Source organism: Halorubrum orientale (genome assembly GCF_059623105.1).
In genome coordinates this window covers 414,689-430,308 of record NZ_JBSPSR010000001.1, presented here as the reverse complement: position 1 = coordinate 430,308, position 15,620 = coordinate 414,689, and the positions used below count along the sequence as shown (strand labels likewise).

17 protein-coding genes are annotated in these 15,620 nt (G+C 66.3%); 7 read left to right on the top strand and 10 right to left on the bottom strand.

The window, feature by feature from the left end:
• Nucleotides 1-47: 47 nt before the first annotated feature.
• Complete coding sequence (locus ACWUI7_RS02235; RefSeq protein ID WP_496640536.1) at nucleotides 48-422, top strand: CBS domain-containing protein; 375 nt, start codon at nucleotides 48-50, stop codon at nucleotides 420-422.
• A gap of 169 nt (nucleotides 423-591) precedes the next feature.
• Here ACWUI7_RS02235 and artA read toward each other — a convergent pair whose 3' ends face one another.
• From artA to ACWUI7_RS02190, 9 genes are all read right to left on the bottom strand, one after another.
• Nucleotides 592-1,554 (bottom strand): archaeosortase A, encoded by a 963-nt coding sequence (gene artA / locus ACWUI7_RS02230; RefSeq protein ID WP_496640535.1) that lies wholly within the window; start codon nucleotides 1,552-1,554, stop codon nucleotides 592-594.
• Between the two features lie 99 nt (nucleotides 1,555-1,653).
• On the bottom strand, nucleotides 1,654-2,106 hold the full coding sequence (locus ACWUI7_RS02225; RefSeq protein ID WP_496640534.1) for a transcription elongation factor Spt5: 453 nt from the start codon (nucleotides 2,104-2,106) through the stop codon (nucleotides 1,654-1,656).
• On the bottom strand, nucleotides 2,106-2,282 hold the full coding sequence (locus ACWUI7_RS02220; protein ID WP_435162089.1) for a protein translocase SEC61 complex subunit gamma: 177 nt from the start codon (nucleotides 2,280-2,282) through the stop codon (nucleotides 2,106-2,108). The genes ACWUI7_RS02225 and ACWUI7_RS02220 overlap by 1 nt, the downstream gene beginning before the upstream one ends.
• Before the next feature lie 58 nt (nucleotides 2,283-2,340).
• Nucleotides 2,341-4,077: a hypothetical protein gene (locus ACWUI7_RS02215; RefSeq protein ID WP_496640533.1), complete on the bottom strand. Its 1,737-nt coding sequence runs from the start codon at nucleotides 4,075-4,077 to the stop codon at nucleotides 2,341-2,343.
• Nucleotides 4,074-4,337: a hypothetical protein gene (locus ACWUI7_RS02210; protein WP_496640532.1), complete on the bottom strand. Its 264-nt coding sequence runs from the start codon at nucleotides 4,335-4,337 to the stop codon at nucleotides 4,074-4,076. Before ACWUI7_RS02210 ends, ACWUI7_RS02215 begins: the two co-directional genes overlap by 4 nt.
• Nucleotides 4,338-4,442: 105 nt before the next feature.
• Complete coding sequence (gene ftsZ, locus ACWUI7_RS02205; protein WP_496640531.1) at nucleotides 4,443-5,591, bottom strand: cell division protein FtsZ; 1,149 nt, start codon at nucleotides 5,589-5,591, stop codon at nucleotides 4,443-4,445.
• A 235-nt stretch (nucleotides 5,592-5,826) separates the two neighbouring features.
• Nucleotides 5,827-7,230 (bottom strand): D-aminoacyl-tRNA deacylase, encoded by a 1,404-nt coding sequence (locus ACWUI7_RS02200; RefSeq protein WP_496640530.1) that lies wholly within the window; start codon nucleotides 7,228-7,230, stop codon nucleotides 5,827-5,829.
• A gap of 70 nt (nucleotides 7,231-7,300) precedes the next feature.
• Nucleotides 7,301-8,251, bottom strand: coding sequence for a calcium/sodium antiporter (locus tag ACWUI7_RS02195; protein ID WP_496640529.1), 951 nt, complete (start codon nucleotides 8,249-8,251; stop codon nucleotides 7,301-7,303).
• A gap of 66 nt (nucleotides 8,252-8,317) precedes the next feature.
• A complete protein-coding gene (locus ACWUI7_RS02190) occupies nucleotides 8,318-8,512 on the bottom strand; it encodes a DUF7333 family protein (protein WP_496640528.1) in 195 nt (64 codons plus the stop codon).
• A gap of 108 nt (nucleotides 8,513-8,620) precedes the next feature.
• Between ACWUI7_RS02190 and mobB the strand changes: the two genes are divergently transcribed.
• The 4 genes from mobB to ACWUI7_RS02170 all read left to right on the top strand — a co-directional run bounded on the left by mobB (nucleotide 8,621) and on the right by ACWUI7_RS02170 (nucleotide 12,558).
• Nucleotides 8,621-9,397 carry a molybdopterin-guanine dinucleotide biosynthesis protein B gene (gene mobB / locus ACWUI7_RS02185; RefSeq protein WP_496640527.1) on the top strand — a complete coding sequence of 259 codons (777 nt, stop codon included), beginning with the start codon at nucleotides 8,621-8,623 and terminating at the stop codon, nucleotides 9,395-9,397.
• A 115-nt stretch (nucleotides 9,398-9,512) separates the two neighbouring features.
• The gene (locus tag ACWUI7_RS02180) at nucleotides 9,513-10,430 is read left to right on the top strand and encodes an extracellular solute-binding protein (RefSeq protein WP_496640526.1); all 918 of its coding nucleotides are present in this window, start codon (nucleotides 9,513-9,515) and stop codon (nucleotides 10,428-10,430) included.
• A complete protein-coding gene (locus ACWUI7_RS02175; protein ID WP_496640525.1) occupies nucleotides 10,427-11,245 on the top strand; it encodes an ABC transporter permease in 819 nt (272 codons plus the stop codon). Before ACWUI7_RS02180 ends, ACWUI7_RS02175 begins: the two co-directional genes overlap by 4 nt.
• Nucleotides 11,242-12,558 carry an ABC transporter ATP-binding protein gene (locus tag ACWUI7_RS02170; protein ID WP_496640524.1) on the top strand — a complete coding sequence of 439 codons (1,317 nt, stop codon included), beginning with the start codon at nucleotides 11,242-11,244 and terminating at the stop codon, nucleotides 12,556-12,558. The genes ACWUI7_RS02175 and ACWUI7_RS02170 overlap by 4 nt, the downstream gene beginning before the upstream one ends.
• A 52-nt stretch (nucleotides 12,559-12,610) precedes the next feature.
• On the opposite strand, the gene ACWUI7_RS02165 is transcribed toward ACWUI7_RS02170, so the two are convergent.
• Entirely contained in the window at nucleotides 12,611-13,561 is a 951-nt protein-coding gene (locus tag ACWUI7_RS02165) for a PhzF family phenazine biosynthesis protein (RefSeq protein WP_496640523.1), read from the bottom strand.
• 85 nt (nucleotides 13,562-13,646) lie between these two features.
• On the opposite strand from ACWUI7_RS02165, the gene ACWUI7_RS02160 reads away from it, so the two are divergent.
• Both ACWUI7_RS02160 and ACWUI7_RS02155 read left to right on the top strand, forming a co-directional pair.
• Nucleotides 13,647-14,993, top strand: coding sequence for an alkaline phosphatase family protein (locus ACWUI7_RS02160; protein WP_496640522.1), 1,347 nt, complete (start codon nucleotides 13,647-13,649; stop codon nucleotides 14,991-14,993).
• Between the two features lie 27 nt (nucleotides 14,994-15,020).
• On the top strand, nucleotides 15,021-15,593 hold the full coding sequence (locus tag ACWUI7_RS02155; RefSeq protein WP_496640521.1) for a DUF7097 family protein: 573 nt from the start codon (nucleotides 15,021-15,023) through the stop codon (nucleotides 15,591-15,593).
• Nucleotides 15,594-15,620 lie beyond the last annotated feature (27 nt).

Sequence of the window (15,620 nt, the reverse complement as noted above, 5' to 3'; positions counted from 1 at the left end):
TTGCAGAAACCAGAAAGCACAACACCCACTGATCCGACAGTACGGGTATGGACGTAAACGACCGGACCCGCGTCCGGGAAGTAATGTCGACACCGCTCGAGACGATTGGCGGCGACGAGCCGATCCGTGCGGTCGCCGAGCGAATGACTGATGCAGGTATCAGTGCGCTCGTCGTCACCGCCGGCAATGGCTGTATCGTCACCCAAAGCGACCTGATCGAGGCGATCGCCGAGGGGCGAGACACGACAGAGACACCCGTCAGCGAGGTGATGACGGAGAACGTCGAAACTGTCACGCCGGACCTCCTGATGGAAGAAGTCGCGGCAATGATGACGATGTACGGCGTCAAACATCTCCCGGTCGTCGATGACGACTACGTCGGAATGATCTCCTCGACCGACGTCGCCGAACACGTCTCATAGTCCGAGCTGGACCCACTCAAGTGCACGGCGTACGATCACGATATGCGGTGGCGCGCGCCACCGTACTCCATAAGCGTGGTATCGACATACAACAGTCACCAGCACACCACCTACGTGGCATCCTCCTACACTGAAGCGCGAGGTGTTCTCTTCGATTCTCCGTAACGTATTATCGGTTCGTCGGCTCTCGCGGGAGGTCAAGCGCCTCCGTCAGGTCGTGCTCCTCACCGGTAAGCACATAGAGCACGTCCTCAAGGATCACGACGAGCTCCGGCAGCTGCCGCGCGACGAGGTACGTGATCCCGATCAGCGCGACGAGCGCGAGCAGCTGGCTCAATATTCGGTCGGAGACGAGAAACGAGACCCGATACGGGTTCGTCGCGCCGAACATCGCCAACACGAGCTCCGGCTGCCAGTGCATGTACTGGTTGCCAGCGACGACAGTAATGAACGTGGTCCGGAGGATGTTCAGCCCGTAAATGAGCGGAATCGACACGGCAAGCGCGCGAAGCTTCCGGTCAAGCGGACCGTCCACCGCGGCCACGAGTCCGCCGAAGATCGCCATGCTCCCGAGTCCGGTACACGCGAGCACGACGTTGATCCGCATCAGGTGGCCGTCGGGAAGCGTCCACGCGAAGGCCGCTTCGTACCCCTCGTAGCTCGCCACCCGCTCAGGCGCGTATCCCAATAGATCGATGAGCGCACCGGTGTGACCCGCGACGATCTCGATGAGCACCTGGCGGGGTTCCGGCACTGCCACGCCGGCGAGGCTGAGCGCTGGGATCGTCTCGAACGGGAGGTAGATGAAGAACATGATCGACACCGCCCGGGTGAGCGTGAACAGCGAGGCGCGACCGTCGTACAACAGGTACCCCACGTACACGCAGGCGGGGACCGCAACGAGCGCGAGAATCGACTCGACGTAGCTCTGGTGTTCGAAGACGAAGTACGGCACCGTCGAGAGCCAGAACAGCCCGAAGAGCCCCCACGTGCCGGCCGCGAGCGACCGCCCGAGCCCAGAGCCACGAGCGTCGAGGCCCCAGGCGACCGCAAAAAGGATCGCCACGACCCACGCAAACGTGAACGTGTCAGGGAGGGCGCTAAGTGCCGCGGATGCGGCGGGGATCGTCATCGGATCTGTATCCACCGTGGTCGAATAAAATCCTTGTCGTTGACAGTGATCGAGGAAATAGCCAGTACGGCGCTTTGCAGCCGCCGAGGTCCAGCCGCCTCAGCGTTCGTCGCTGTCGAGCACGCGGATCTGGTCGCCACGGACGGTGACCGGAATTGGGACCGTTGCCTCGTATAGCTCGACGGTCACCTGGTCTTTCCCCTCGTCGATGCGCTGCACCCGCGCCTTCTCGCCTTTGAACGGGCCGGCGATGAGCTCAACAATGTCGCCCTCCGCGATGCCCTCGACGTCTGGCGTCGGCGAGAGGAAGTGTTCGACCTCCGAGAAGGGGCTCTCTGCCGGCCCGCCGGGTCCTTCGATGACGCCGCGGGCGTGCGGGATCTCGTCAAGTATCCGAGCGAAGACGGAGCCGTCGGAGGCTTCGACCATCACGTAGCTGGTGAGCTGGTCGGGGGCGATCACCGCCTGGATCTCCGGCATCTCCTTTTCAGCAAGCATATCGGCGACGGTCCGCTCCTGGCGAGCGGTAGTCTTGACCGAGTAGATCGGCATTACGCGCCGACCCCCGGCAGGAGGCTCATCGTGGCGAACATCAGAAAGCCCAAGAACCCGATGAGCAGGATCCCGGCGCCGGCGATCTTCGCCACCTGGAGGAACTCGTCGGTGCTCGGCGTGCTCGCCAGCTTTAACACGCGAACGTAGCTGGTGAGGTCGTACGGGACGTCCATGTTGTGCGGTGGTTCGTCGTGAGACGGTTTTTACCTTTTGATGCGGCGCGTCCAGCTGCTAGCCGCTCGCATTCGTCTGATTTCCGCGGGCTCGCTCGTCATCGGGGCCAACGATCGTCGCCTCCTGACCGGGCGTAACCGGGATCCGCTCGATTACCTCGCCGTCCGCGTTGGTGACGAGCACGTAGTATACCGCGTCGGTGGGCTCATCCGTGCCCGCTTCCTCCGTCGGCGTTAGGTCATCTTCGGTCACCGTCCCGCCAACGAACGACCGGACCGCCGCGTCGTCGCGTATCTCTACGGTCCGGTCGGTGTCTGCGTTCACGAAGACACTGCGGGTCACGTCGGTAGCGTCCGTCGGTGTAACCTTGAGATGCCACCAGAGGTCGCCGTCGATGGTGACCGGCACGGGTTCTGTGACGACGAAGTTCTCTCCCCAGTTCGTCCGCGAGTCTGCCGAGCGAGCGATTCCCATAGCGCGTTCAGGACCGGTGAGCGTGCTCTCGCCGGTGCTGAAGAACCGGTACGCACCAGTCTCCGCGTCGGCGAACCACACCTCATCGAGCCCGCGGGTGTCCGCACCGTACGGTTCGAGTGCGGTCACGTACGAGAGCCGTTCGCCCTCGAGGTCGATCACGAACGGCTGTTCGTTGTCGGCACCAGCCGGAAGGCCGGCGACCTCGACTTCGCCTTCGTGTGCGCCCACGACAGATAGCTGGTTGATGATTCCGTTACGATACCCGAGCGACTCCATCTCGGCGCGGGTGAGCGTGAGCGGGTACAGCCGCTGTCCGTCGAGTATCACGTTCTCCTGGGCGGCCGCAGGCGTGAGGTGCTCGACCGTGCCGTCTGGATGGACGAGGGCGCCGCCATCCCACGTCGGTGTCGTGTGCGGGACCGGAAGCAGGTGCCACCGATGTGTCGTCTTCGGGTAGTACATGTACGGGCGCCCGTCGTGGACGAACTCGACCGCGTCGTCGTCGTACCGCGCAAAGTAATCGGTCGACTTCAACAGCCAGTCAGCTGACCGCCACAGGATCATCCCCTCACCGCGGATGAACGGCTCCTCGGCCGTCCGAATCTGCCGGTCATCCATGCGGGTCATGTCGGTGACGAGCACGCCCTGCTGGCGCTCGATAAGCGCGTTGCGGAACCCGTCCGGCTGGATCGGGTACGACCACGCGAGCGACCCGTTTTCGGTACGGGCGATATCGCTTGTTCCCAGCCGATACTGGCGGTAGGAGACGGACCCACGCGTCGTCACATCGGCCACCCGTCGAGGGACGACCCGCGGGTTATCGGGGTTCGCCTGCGGGAACGTCTCTACCGGAGTCGCCTCGCTCGTCGTCGTCTCGGCAAGCGTCCGTTGTTCGAACGCGCCTGCCGGCGCACCGACGAGGACCGCGAGGAGTCCGAGGACGCCGAGGACGCCGGCGAAGATTCGAATCTTTCGGCCGGCCGTCCCCTCGAGTTCGAACAACAGCGCGACCGGCGAGTCGGCTGCCCGAAACGCATCGAGTTGACTTCGAGACGACGCAGACTCCGCACCGACCACGCTCGGCGGAAGCAGCCAGAGGACGAGCGCCGCGAGAATCCCGCCGCCGCCGACGATCGCCCCTGACGGCGAGTAGGCGATTCCGTACACGATCCCGTGCCAGAGCGGTCTCGTGAGATACCCGACGCCCAACAGTGGTGCGAGCAACGCCACCCGCGTCAACAGGTGGACCGCGGGCGACCGGCCGCTGCCGGATCGGCCACCGTCTGGTCGGTCCTCGGCAGGCGTGTCGTCAGTCATCGAGCGGTCGAGGCGGCAGTCGTGCTCGTTCGGCACCGGTCAAGCGACCCCTGTGGCCGGAGCCACCGCTCGCGGCCGTGAGGTCCGGTGATAGCTGTACGATCGTCAGTGGTGTCGTCATCTGGAGGTGCATCGTGGAGGGCGTTGGTGAGCAGGTCGGTGTGCGTCTGCGGTCGTGCGTCTACGTTGCGTTTCGGTCTGCGGTCGCGTGCGGTCGCATCCTCGCTGCGTCGCGTGGTCGTCTCCGGACTCGTCGCCAAGTCGGGGTGTCGAGCAGGGCGCCGGTATCGGACAGTGGGATGGTGCCGGGAGGATATGGAGCCCCGAACGGTGATCGAACCACCGCGGCCGACACCGCCGGCAACTCACTCGACGAAGTCGATGTCCTCGTCTTCGGCGCCAGCGGCCGGATCAGCTACGTCGTTAGTGCCGTAGATCTGTGGTGACTGCACGCCGGTAACGACGATCATCGTGCGCATCGTTCCCTCCAGCCCGTCGTCGACGGAGGTGCCCCAGATGATCCGGGCGTCGGGGTCGATCCGCTCGTATATCTCTTCGACGACGCCTTCAGCCTCCTCTATCGACATGTCGGCGCCGCCGGTGACGTTCACCAGCGCCGAGTTCGCACCGGAGATGTCGACGTCGAGCAACGGCGAGCGCAGCGCCGACTTGACCGAGTCCTGCGCCTTCGACTCGGAGTCGGACTCGCCGAGGCCGATCATCGCGACGCCGCCTTTCTCCATCACCGTGCGGACGTCGGCGAAGTCGAGGTTGACGAGGCCTGGCTTCGTGATCAGCTCCGTGATCCCCTTTACCGAGCGCATCAACACCTCATCGGATACCTTGAACGCCTGCCGGACGGGGAGTTTCCCGACCGCATCCAGCAGGCGGTCGTTGGGGACGACGATCACGGTGTCGCTCACGTCACGGAGGCGCTCTAAGCCGGCTTCGGCGTTCGTCCGGCGCACCTCACCCTCCGCCGTGAACGGCGTCGTGACGATGGCGATGGTGAGCGCGCCCGAGTCGCGGGCGGCCTTCGCGACGACCGGGGCCGACCCGGTGCCCGTCCCGCCACCAAGTCCGGCGGTGACGAACACCATATCAGAGCCGTCGATCGAGTCTTGGATCTCCTCTTGTGACTCGATAGCGGCCTCCTCGCCGACCTGCGGGAGCGAGCCGGCGCCGCGACCCTGGGTCTTCTGCTGGCCCATCAGGATCTTCGTGTCGGCCTCGACGTTGACGAGGTGTTGCACGTCGGTGTTGGCCGCGACGAGCTTCGCACCACGGATACCCTCCTCTGTCATCCGGTTCACTGTGTTGCCGCCGGCACCGCCACAGCCGACGACAGTGATATTGGTTTGGAGGTCTTTGAGAACGTCCTGTAGCTCCTCGTCGGTCATCGTTCCACTCTGTGGTGACGTGCCGGCGTGGCCGTCGGCGTCGCCGCCCCCGTCTGCGGCGTTCGCCGAGGCGTCCTCGGCCTCGTCGATGGCGTCCTCAACGATGGAGTCCATGATACCGTGGCTTGCGACCCCGAGGTATATATTATTGACCGATCGTCCGACCCGCGTCGGACTTGAGCCGTCATGTCGGTTCAATCTCCAATAACCCGGGGATCGCCTGCAGTCGCGGTTGTAAATGCTTGCTCATATAGATCTCTATACCACTGTTTCAGCGACTCTCAAGCCTGCATGCGGGGTCTATCCGTGAAACGAATGGCAAACGCCAATATAAGTGAACGGGAGAGAGTCAGAACGGAAACCGGTCCTCGCGCTCCGTCGAGACGGCCGTGGGGGTGATCGTCTCGCCGTCGACCTCGACCGATTCACCGGACGCAAGCCGGCCAAACGCCGGGCCCTCCGGCACACCACGGTCGGCCGCGAGCGCCGGGTCAAACGCGGTCTCACACGCAACTACCGCCTCGTCGTCCACGCGAACCGTGTCGTATCCGTGCACAAGCACGGCCGCTACTGCTTCAACGAGATCGGCGTATCCCGGTGTGGTCTCGTCCGCGTCGAACGCAGCCGATCCGGTCGCGCGCGTGCCAGCCTGCTCGGTGTCGAATGCGACCGTATGGGACTCGACGGCTGCGCGGGTCGCCTCGGCGTCGACTCCCTGTGCTCGCGCCAACAACGCGGCCGGGAACGACTGGATGGTTACCGCTGCCGCGTAGTCGGCTGGATCGGAGTCCCCCTCGACAGGAGTGACCGACCCGAACCGGAGTCCCTCGTCGATGGGCCCCACGGCCGTCTCAAGCGCCTCGACGAGCGCCAGCGAGCGGTCACCGACCGTCCGAACCCACGTCTCGCTCACGATCCGATGCCCCAGGTCTTCGACCACCGCCGCGAGCGCGGGTCGCTCGCCGTCGATCACGGCGTGGTCGGCGCGACTCCGCTCGAACGCTGCCTCGATCACGTCTCGGTTTGCGGCTGGGTCGCCGAGTTCACCCAGCGCCCAGTCAGCACCGATGTGACCGACGGCCCACGGTGTCTCGCGGACGATTCGGGTGAACCGCGGCGCATAGTGACCCCCGCCGAAGCCGACAAGGTGGCGGTGCTTCCCGTCCGATCCCCGCACGTCCGGGCCGGTATCGCGGAGATCCAGCACAGCGCGGGCGACCGCATCGGCCCCGGCTGGGTCCTGCCACTGCGGCTCGTCGGAGCCGAGTTCGGCGAACAACGAGGGAACCGCGGTGTCGGTAGGGCCGTGGTGAGTGCACTCAATGCCGACGTCGTAGCCGTCGGGGGCGTGCGTTTCCATCGCCTCGACCACCCGGGAGACCGCACCGGGCGCGGCGATGGCGAGCGTCTCGGGCGCGCCGCCGTACGGCGACGGACCGAAGTTTCCGGTGACGTGGGCGGTCAAGAGCGGGCCAGAGTCACCGGCATGTCGCGAGACGACGACGAGGAAGTCGACATCGTCGGAAGCAGCGTCACCTTCCGTACCGCTGAATGCGGCCGTCGGGTTCGACAGTTCGATGTGGAGCGCCTCAAACTCCCGAAGCTCGAAGCCGTCGGTTCGGTAGTAGGTACCGCCGCCCGCGGCGTCCGGCCGGGTCGTATCTTCGTGAGCCGTCCAGTCGCCGACCGCGAGCAGCCGTTCACCGATGTGCTCGGAGGCGCTGTCGGCCCGGCTGACGACGATCGCTATCACGGACGCGACTGCGTGAGCGACGCCCGAATAGCCATCGGTTTAACCCCGAACCGGCACATGGACGGCCGGCTCACGGCACCAGTAGGTAGACGAACGCGCCGTACGCTCCGAGGAGGACGCCGCCGTCGAACCGGGTTATCCGACCGCCGCGAATCATCATCCCGGCCGCGACGAGCGTGAACGCGAGAAGCGCTGGAAACTCGAACGCGCGGACGCCCGGACCGACGTCGATCGGCGAGAGGACCGCGAGGATGCCGACGACCGCGAGGACGTTGTAGATGTTCGACCCCAAAACGTTGCCGACGCTGAACGTTCCCTCGTCGCGGGCGGCGGCAACGACGCTCGCGGCGAACTCCGGGAGTGAGGTGCCGACGGCGAGCACCGTGAGCCCGACGAAGAGGTCGGAGAACCCGGCCGCCGCGAGCAACGACCGGCCGCCGGCGATCAACCAGTTCGACCCGGCGACGAGCGCGACGAGCCCACCGACGACGGCAGCGACCTCGCGGACCGTGGCGTCCGGCATGCCGTCGCGCTCGTTTGCCGTGATCGTCGACTGCGTCCGTCTGACTCGGCGCAACACGACGAGGGTGAATCCGACGAGCGTCACCAAGAGGACACCGCCCTCCACCGACCCGATCTGTCCGTTCCAGCCGAAGCCGACGAGGAGGGCCGCCGCGAGAAGCATGAACGGCACGTCGCGTCGAAGCGCGGCCTCAGAGACGTCGAGTGGGCGAATCAACGCGGCCGCACCGAGCACGAGCCCGATGTTGGCCACGTTCGACCCAAGGATCGCACCGAGACCGATGTCGGTCGAGACGGTGAGCCCACCCAAAACCGCGACGAACAGCTCCGGGGCGGTCGTCGCGAACGCAACGACAGTGACGCCGACGGTCGCCGCCTTCAGGCCGACCGCCAGCGCGAGGTCCCGCGCCCCCGCAACGAGGAGCTCGGCACCGGCGTACAACAACGCGACGCCGGCGAGCAGCAGCGCGAGTTCCGTCACGGGCGACCCGAGTGGCATACCCGAGGATCAGACGGTCATGACAAAAGAAGCGCGGTTCATGAGGTGTCGCCCGTGGCCGGCCGCTTAGACGTTTGTCGCGCGGAACTCGCCGTGTTTCATCCCGAGGACAAAGACGATCGCACCGAAAACGGCCATCGAGGGGACGACCATCATGAGGACCGTCTGTAGCGCCATCGGGGTTCCAAAGCTGATACCCACGGTTCCGACGGCGATGATTAGCGCTACGAGGCCGGCCGCGCGCGGAAGGTCGTACTCCATGAATCCAGTAACACGCTGACCGATATGAACGTTCGGTCGTCGACACGCGCGAGCGCTCTAGGAACCGCACGTCGCGAGATATTTGTCGGCCACCCACAGAGTGAGCACATGCGTGTACTGGGCGTCGCCGGACCCTCGGACTCCGGCAAAACGACCGCGGTGGCAGCGCTGACGACCCGACTTCGGGATCGTGGCAGCGTCGCGACCGTCAAGCACCTCACACACGAGCCGGACGTGGACACCGAGGGGAAAGACACCGATCGCCACCGCGCCGCGGGCGCAGAACACACGGTCGGCATCACGGAGGAAGAAGGGTGGTTTGCGACCGGAGACGACCGCACACTTGACGCGGTCCTCGACGACCTCACACCACACGTCGACTACGTCCTCGTCGAAGGATTCAGCGGGCGACACCTCCCGACGGTCGTGCTCGGCGGCCGCGAGACGGCCCCGCCAGTCGTCGCCGAGGCGTCGTGTGCCGACGATCTCGATTACGAGCGTGTACTCAATCGGATCGAAACGATCCCGCCGACTGAGACGCCGCGGTCGCTCGCCGCCGCAGTTCGTACTGTCGCCGACGAGCCGTCGATGCCGGTGGCGACGGGCGAGGTAGCGATTTCCGCCGACCGTGCCGCTACCGCGCCGTCTGAGCAGCTCAACGCACACGCGTCGAGCGTCGGGCAATCTCTCCGTACCGAGGACGGCGTACGGGCGGTCCGCGTTCACCACCGCCGGCCAATCGACTCGACGGCACCGACAAGCGTCTGCGTCGCAGTCGCGACCGACACGGGCCAACTCGCCGCCGAGGCGGTCGCCGACGCACTCGAGCAGTTCGACGATCGCCTCCACAACTCAGATGAGCTTGGCGACGCGTCGACTCGATAACACAACACAGAACAAGTGTAGGCCACCCGTCTGGCGCGCAACCAAAATCGGCTCCGTTCCCACATATTTGCAATGCTAGCAAGTTATAACCGATGGCAAAGTGGCCGTATACAAGATGCAGACGCGAACGCGCCGGTCCCTGCTCGCGACGGTCGCGTCAGGGTGTGGAGTCGGAGTCGCCGGCTGCCTAGACGGGGCGGATGCCGTCTCAGTGCTCGCAGCCGGTAGTCTCGCAGTCGCGTTCGAGGACCACGTCGCTCCGGCGTTCGAAGCGGAGACGGGAACCGCGGTTCGCGGCGAATATCACGGTTCGACGGCGGTGATGCGGATGATAACGGACGACCAGAAACACCCGGACGTCGCGGTGAGTGCGGACCACCGGCTGCTCCGGGACCGACTCTACGGGAGCCACACCGACTGGGACGTCGAGTTCGCGTCGAACGCAGTCGGACTCGCCTACGGGCGTAACACGTGGATCGCAGACAGACTCACGGCCGGCGATCCGTGGTATGAGGTTGTTCGCGACGTGTCGGCTGGCGACTTGGCGATCAGCGATCCCGCACTCGACCCGCTGGGGTATCGCGCCGTCTTGGCGTTCCGGCTGGCAGAGCGCGAACACGGACTTGACGACTTCGCCGAGTCGACGCTTGAGCGGGTGTACCAGGAGCCGGAGGAGCCGCAGTTGCTCGCCGGTGTCGAGACCGGAAACCGAGCCGCCGCCGTCGCCTACCGGAACATGGCGGTCGCACACGACCTCCCATTCGAGCCGTTCCCGCCCGCGTACAACTTCGCGGACCCCAATCGGGCAGAGACGTACGCCTCGGCGTCATATACCACCACAGACGGATACACCGTTACCGGCACCCCGATCGTCTACAACGCGACCGTGCTCGCGGACGCGGCGACACCGACGGCGGGCCGTCAATTTGTCCGGTTCCTCGCCGGTGCCACCGACGTGCTCCGCGAGAACGGCCTCGCTGTGGCGGCGTTCCCGAGAGCACACGGCGCGGTTCCGACCGAGGTGCTGCCGTGAGCCTCGCAACCGAGACGGGCCGACGGCGGTTCGAGTGGGTGCCGGAGCGACTGGTCGCCGGACTACTCGGGGGACTGCTCGTCGTCGGGTTCGCGCTACCGTTCGTCGCGTTCCTCTGGCGAGCCGGTTCGGTTACCGTCTGGCAGACCCTCGCTGAGCCGGCGACGCGGACCGCGATACGCAACTCCCTGCTCACCGCGCCGGTCGCGACGGCAATCGCGACCACACTCGGGGTCCCGCTCGCATACATTCTCGCGCGGGCATCGTTCGTCGGGAAGCGCGCCGTTGAGGCGCTCGTGATCCTCCCGCTCGTCGTTCCGCCAGTGGTCGGTGGAGCGTTGTTGTTGAGTGTGGTCGGGCGATTCACGCCCATTGGGGCGGCCGCCGCGAGCGCCGGCGTTCCACTCACCGACAGCCTGCTTGGCGTGATCCTCGCACAGACGTTCGTCGCTGCCCCGTTCGTCGTCATCACCGCACGTGCCGGGTTCGCCGCGGTCGACGAACGGTTAGAACAGGCGTCGCGGTCGCTCGGCCACGGACCAATCGCGACGTTCACCAACGTGTCGCTCCCGCTCGCGCGCGGTGCAATCGTGGCCGGCATCGTGCTCACATTTGCGCGGGCGACCGGCGAGTTCGGCGCGACGATGATGGTCGCGTACAACCCGCGAACGATGCCGACACAGCTGTGGGTCGCGTTCATCTCGGGCGGGATAGACGCCATCGTGCCGCTTGCACTGGCGCTGTTGGCGATCACCCTTGCCGTGTTGGCACTCGTTAGACGTGTCGCACGCGTCCCGACGGTGGTGAACGCGTGACTGACGTCAAGCGTGCACGCGACCAAGCGGCCGCCGACCGGAACGGCGATGAGACTGCAGCCCTAGAGGTCGACGGGCTCGCACACCGATACGGCCGGACCCAGGCGCTCGCTGACGTGTCGATCACCGTTGCACCCGGCGAGCTGATCGCGCTACTCGGGCCGAGCGGGTGTGGCAAGACGACCCTCGTCCAAGCAATCGCCGGTCATGTCCATCCGACTGCCGGGCGGATAACACTTCACGGGACGGCGGTCACGACGGTGCCTCCTGAGTCGCGTGACGTCGGCGTGGTGTTCCAGCGGTCGACGCTGTATCCGCACATGACCGTCGCGGAGAACGTCGCGTACGGCCTCGCCGCCCAAGGGGTCGCCGATGACCGGCGCGAGGAACGGGTCCGTCGGTACCTAGAGCTCGTCGAACTGACACACCTCCGTGCAGCCTCCCCGGACGCCCTGAGTGGTGGCCAAGCGCGCCGCGTCGAACTCGCCCGCGCGCTCGCTCCGGAGCCCGACGTGTTGGTGCTTGACGAGCCGCTGTCCGCACTCGACAGGCGGCTCCGTGTGCGGCTTCGCGACGAGATCGTACGGATTCAGCGGACGACGGGCGTAACGACGTTGTTCGTGACGCACGACCAGGCCGACGCCATGGCGGTCGCCGACCGACTCGTCGTCATGCGTGACGGGACGGTGGCCGCGACCGGCACGCCACGGGCGCTGTACGAGTCGCCACCGAACCGGTTCACCGCCCGGTTTCTCGGCCGGTCAAACGAGCTTGCCGGACGAGTTGTCGACGACGGTGTCGACCGCGCTCTCGGAGGCACCGGGAGTGGCGACGAGACCGACCTCGTTCGCGTCGCCATCGGCGAGGCGGAATTCGTCGTTCCCGACGCGTCACTGAGGACCGACCAGGCTCTCGTGCATGTGCGACCGGAGGCCGTTCGCGTCGCCGCGGCGGGTATCGGCGACGACCACGGTACGGGCGATCAAAACGGGGGCGACCACGACGCCGAGGACGATGGTCCGAATACGACTCGCGACACGACTGTCTCGCTCGGCGGGACCGTCGAACGCGTCGCAGACGCCGGAAGCCGATACGACGTGCATGTGAGCCTCGATTCGGCGACGTCTATCGACAGGGACACAGAGACGCCGCGAGCGGCCGATTCACCGCCGACGCTAACGGCCGAGTGTACCCGGTGTGGGCTGGCCGTGGACGACCGGGTTCAGGTCGCGTTCGACGGTCGCGACGTCTCCGTGTTTCCGCGGTCGACCGAGCGTGTCGAGTCGGACGGTGCGGACGGCATCGTTCGGTGATCGTCGATCGTCGCCCTCCGCTGGTGATCCTCATTCGTCGTCCGCCGCTGGTTCACGCCTCGACGATGTCGTCGTCGTCTGCCGCGGGCGGGACACGGAGCGCGGCATCGAGGGCGATCACGGCATCCCCGCCGACGCTCACGTGCACCGCGTCGTCGGCCGCAGCGTCGGTCGGCTCGGCCAGTCGAACGTAGACGCGGCCGGGCCGGTCGAGGATGTGTCCCTGTTCGAAGACGAACTCGTCCGGTGGGTCGCCGTCGAACGCGCCGACAGCTCGAAGGTACCCGGCGGCCGCGCCACTCGCCGTGCCCGTCACAGGATCCTCCGGCACCCCGACCGCCGGGGCGAAGGCCCGACCGTGGAGCGTCGCCGACGCTGACAGCGTGTCGAAGGTGAACGCGTACACCCCAGCGACGTCGAATTCGTCCGAGAGCGCCTCGATGGCGGCGTGGTCCGGGTCAGCATCGGTGAGTCGTTCGAGGAAGTTGACCGGGACGACGAGAAACGGCAGTCCGGTCGAGGCGACCGCAACTGGGAGGTCCGCGCCGACATCACGGAGGGCAGCCGCGTCGATGCCGAGCGCCGCCGCGAACCGATCGAGGTCGACGTCGACGGGGGTGACACGGGGTACATCTTGACGCATCCAGACACGCCCCGTGTCGGTCACGCGGACGGTGAATGTCCCGGCGTTCGTGTGGATCGGGTGCTCGCCGGCGTCGACCGCGCCGTCGTCGAAGCGGACGGCGAACGCCGCGACGGTGGCGTGCCCACAGAGGTCGACCTCCGCGCTCGGCGTGAAGTACCGAACGCGGTAGCCGGTCTCGATGCCGTCGGCCGCCGCTGCAGGCGTTATGAACGCCGTCTCCGACGCCCCCAACTCGGCGGCTATCCGAGCCAACTGGTCGTCTGAGAGCCCGGTTGCGTCGGGAACGACACCGGCCACGTTGCCGGCGAGCGGCTCCGTAGTGAACGCGTCGACGAGGAGCGCGCGTGTTGAGTCCATCGCTCGTTCGTCGTCGAGAGCAATAAAAAAACCTCCCGGCCGTCGACCTCAACCCTTTTTTCCTCGCTCCACCCACAAGGTTGGTATGGGCCTGTTCGACCGCTTGCGCGGGAACGACACACCACGGGTGGCGTTCGTCGGGATCGAGGGGCTTCCGTACGACCTCGTCGCCGACGAGCCGGAGACGTTCCCGACGCTCGCGGCTATCGCCGACGCAGGCGACGCTGGAGCGATAGATAGCATCGTCCCGCCGGAGTCGAGCGCCTGCTGGCCCGCGCTCACGAGCGGGGTGAACCCGGGAGAGACCGGCGTCTACGGCTTTCAAGACCGTGAAATCGGGTCGTACGACACCTACGTGCCGATGGGTCGTGACGTCCAGGCGACGCGAATCTGGGACCGCGCGACAGCCGCCGGCCTCGATGCGACGGTGTTGAACGTCCCTGTCACCTTCCCGCCCCAGCGCGACCTCCAGCGGACGGTCGCTGGCTACCTCTCGCCCGATGTCGATTCCGCTGCACACCCCGAGGAGCTGCGGTCGTACCTCGAGTCGACCGGCTACACGCTGTCGGTGAACGCGAAGCTCGGTCACCGCGATGACAAGTCAGCCTTCCTCGAGGATGCCCGCGAGACGCTCGATGGACGCGCTGCACTGTTCGAGCGGTACGTCGATCGCGACGATTGGGATCTCTTCGTCGGCGTCTTCACCGCCCCGGATCGGGTGAATCACTTCCTCTGGCGTGACTATCGCGAGGCGGGCCGCTATCACGACGCGTTCGTCGACTTCTACGCCGCGCTCGACGCACACCTCGCGGCCCTCCGTGATGCACTCGCGGACGACGTGACGCTCGTGGTCGGCTCGACGCACGGCTTCGCCAGCCTCGAGTACGATGTCTACTGTAACGAGTGGCTCGAACAGACCGGGTGGCTCTCGTACGGAGACGACGACCACACCGCACTCGTCGACATCGACGGGGACACGCGCGCGTACTCGCTTATGCCCGGGCGATTCTACCTCAACCTCGAGGGACGCGAGCCAAACGGGGTCGTCCCCGAATCGGCGTACGACACGGTCCGCGCCGAGCTCGCAGCGACCCTCGAGACGTGGGAGGGACCGAACGGCGAGCCGGTCATCGATCGCGTTGTCGAACGCGAAACGGCTTTTCGCGGCGACCACGACGAAATCGCTCCAGACCTCGTCGCACTCCCGAACCCGGGGTTCGACCTGAAGGCCGGATTCCGTCCACGCGACCGCGTGTTCGAACCCGACGGTCCCCGGACGGGAATGCACACCTTCGAGGACGCCGCGTTGTTCATCGACCACCCGGCGGCGACCGTCGGCGATGCCGACCTACTCGATGTTGCCCCCACGCTTCTCACGCTGCTCGACGTCGAGTACGGCCGGACGGACTGTGACGGCGCGAGCCTGGTGTGAGCCACGTTGTGACCAACGGAGAGATATATGGAACGAACCCCAGACGGTACGCCGGTCGGCGTCGACGACCCGTACGCGGTCGCCGGCGTGTGTGACCACCTTACCGACGACGGTCGATGTCGGTTCGCGCTGACGCGGGCCGGCGACGACCCGGAATTCGCCGACGCGCGCCGCGACGACGGCTACGCCTGTCATGTCGGACCCGAAGGGGCCTGGCGGGCGTGTCCGCACTACCGGTCGACTACTGACGGGCGTGAATGCATGCGGTGCGGCCTCAAGGAGGTCCGGCTTGCGGGCGAGGACGCACGACCGCTCGTCGAAGCACATCACCTCTCGTACGGCGACGCCGAGACCACAGACGACGCCACAACGATGAACGACGCCGCAGTGACGAACGACGCCGCAGCTGCCGGCCCGCACGAGATAGTCGTCGCGCTGTGCCGGTGGTGTCACACCAAAGTGCACCGATCGATAGCACGGATCGACGACGACGCGAGCCCGGACCCAGAAGCGATTGCCGAGCGTGAGGGACGGCGAACAAAAGAGCGTGAGGAGACGGCGTTCGAGACCGCACGCGAGCGATTCGACGAGTCGGAGTGAGAGACGGTCAGCTAGTGACCTCGCTGG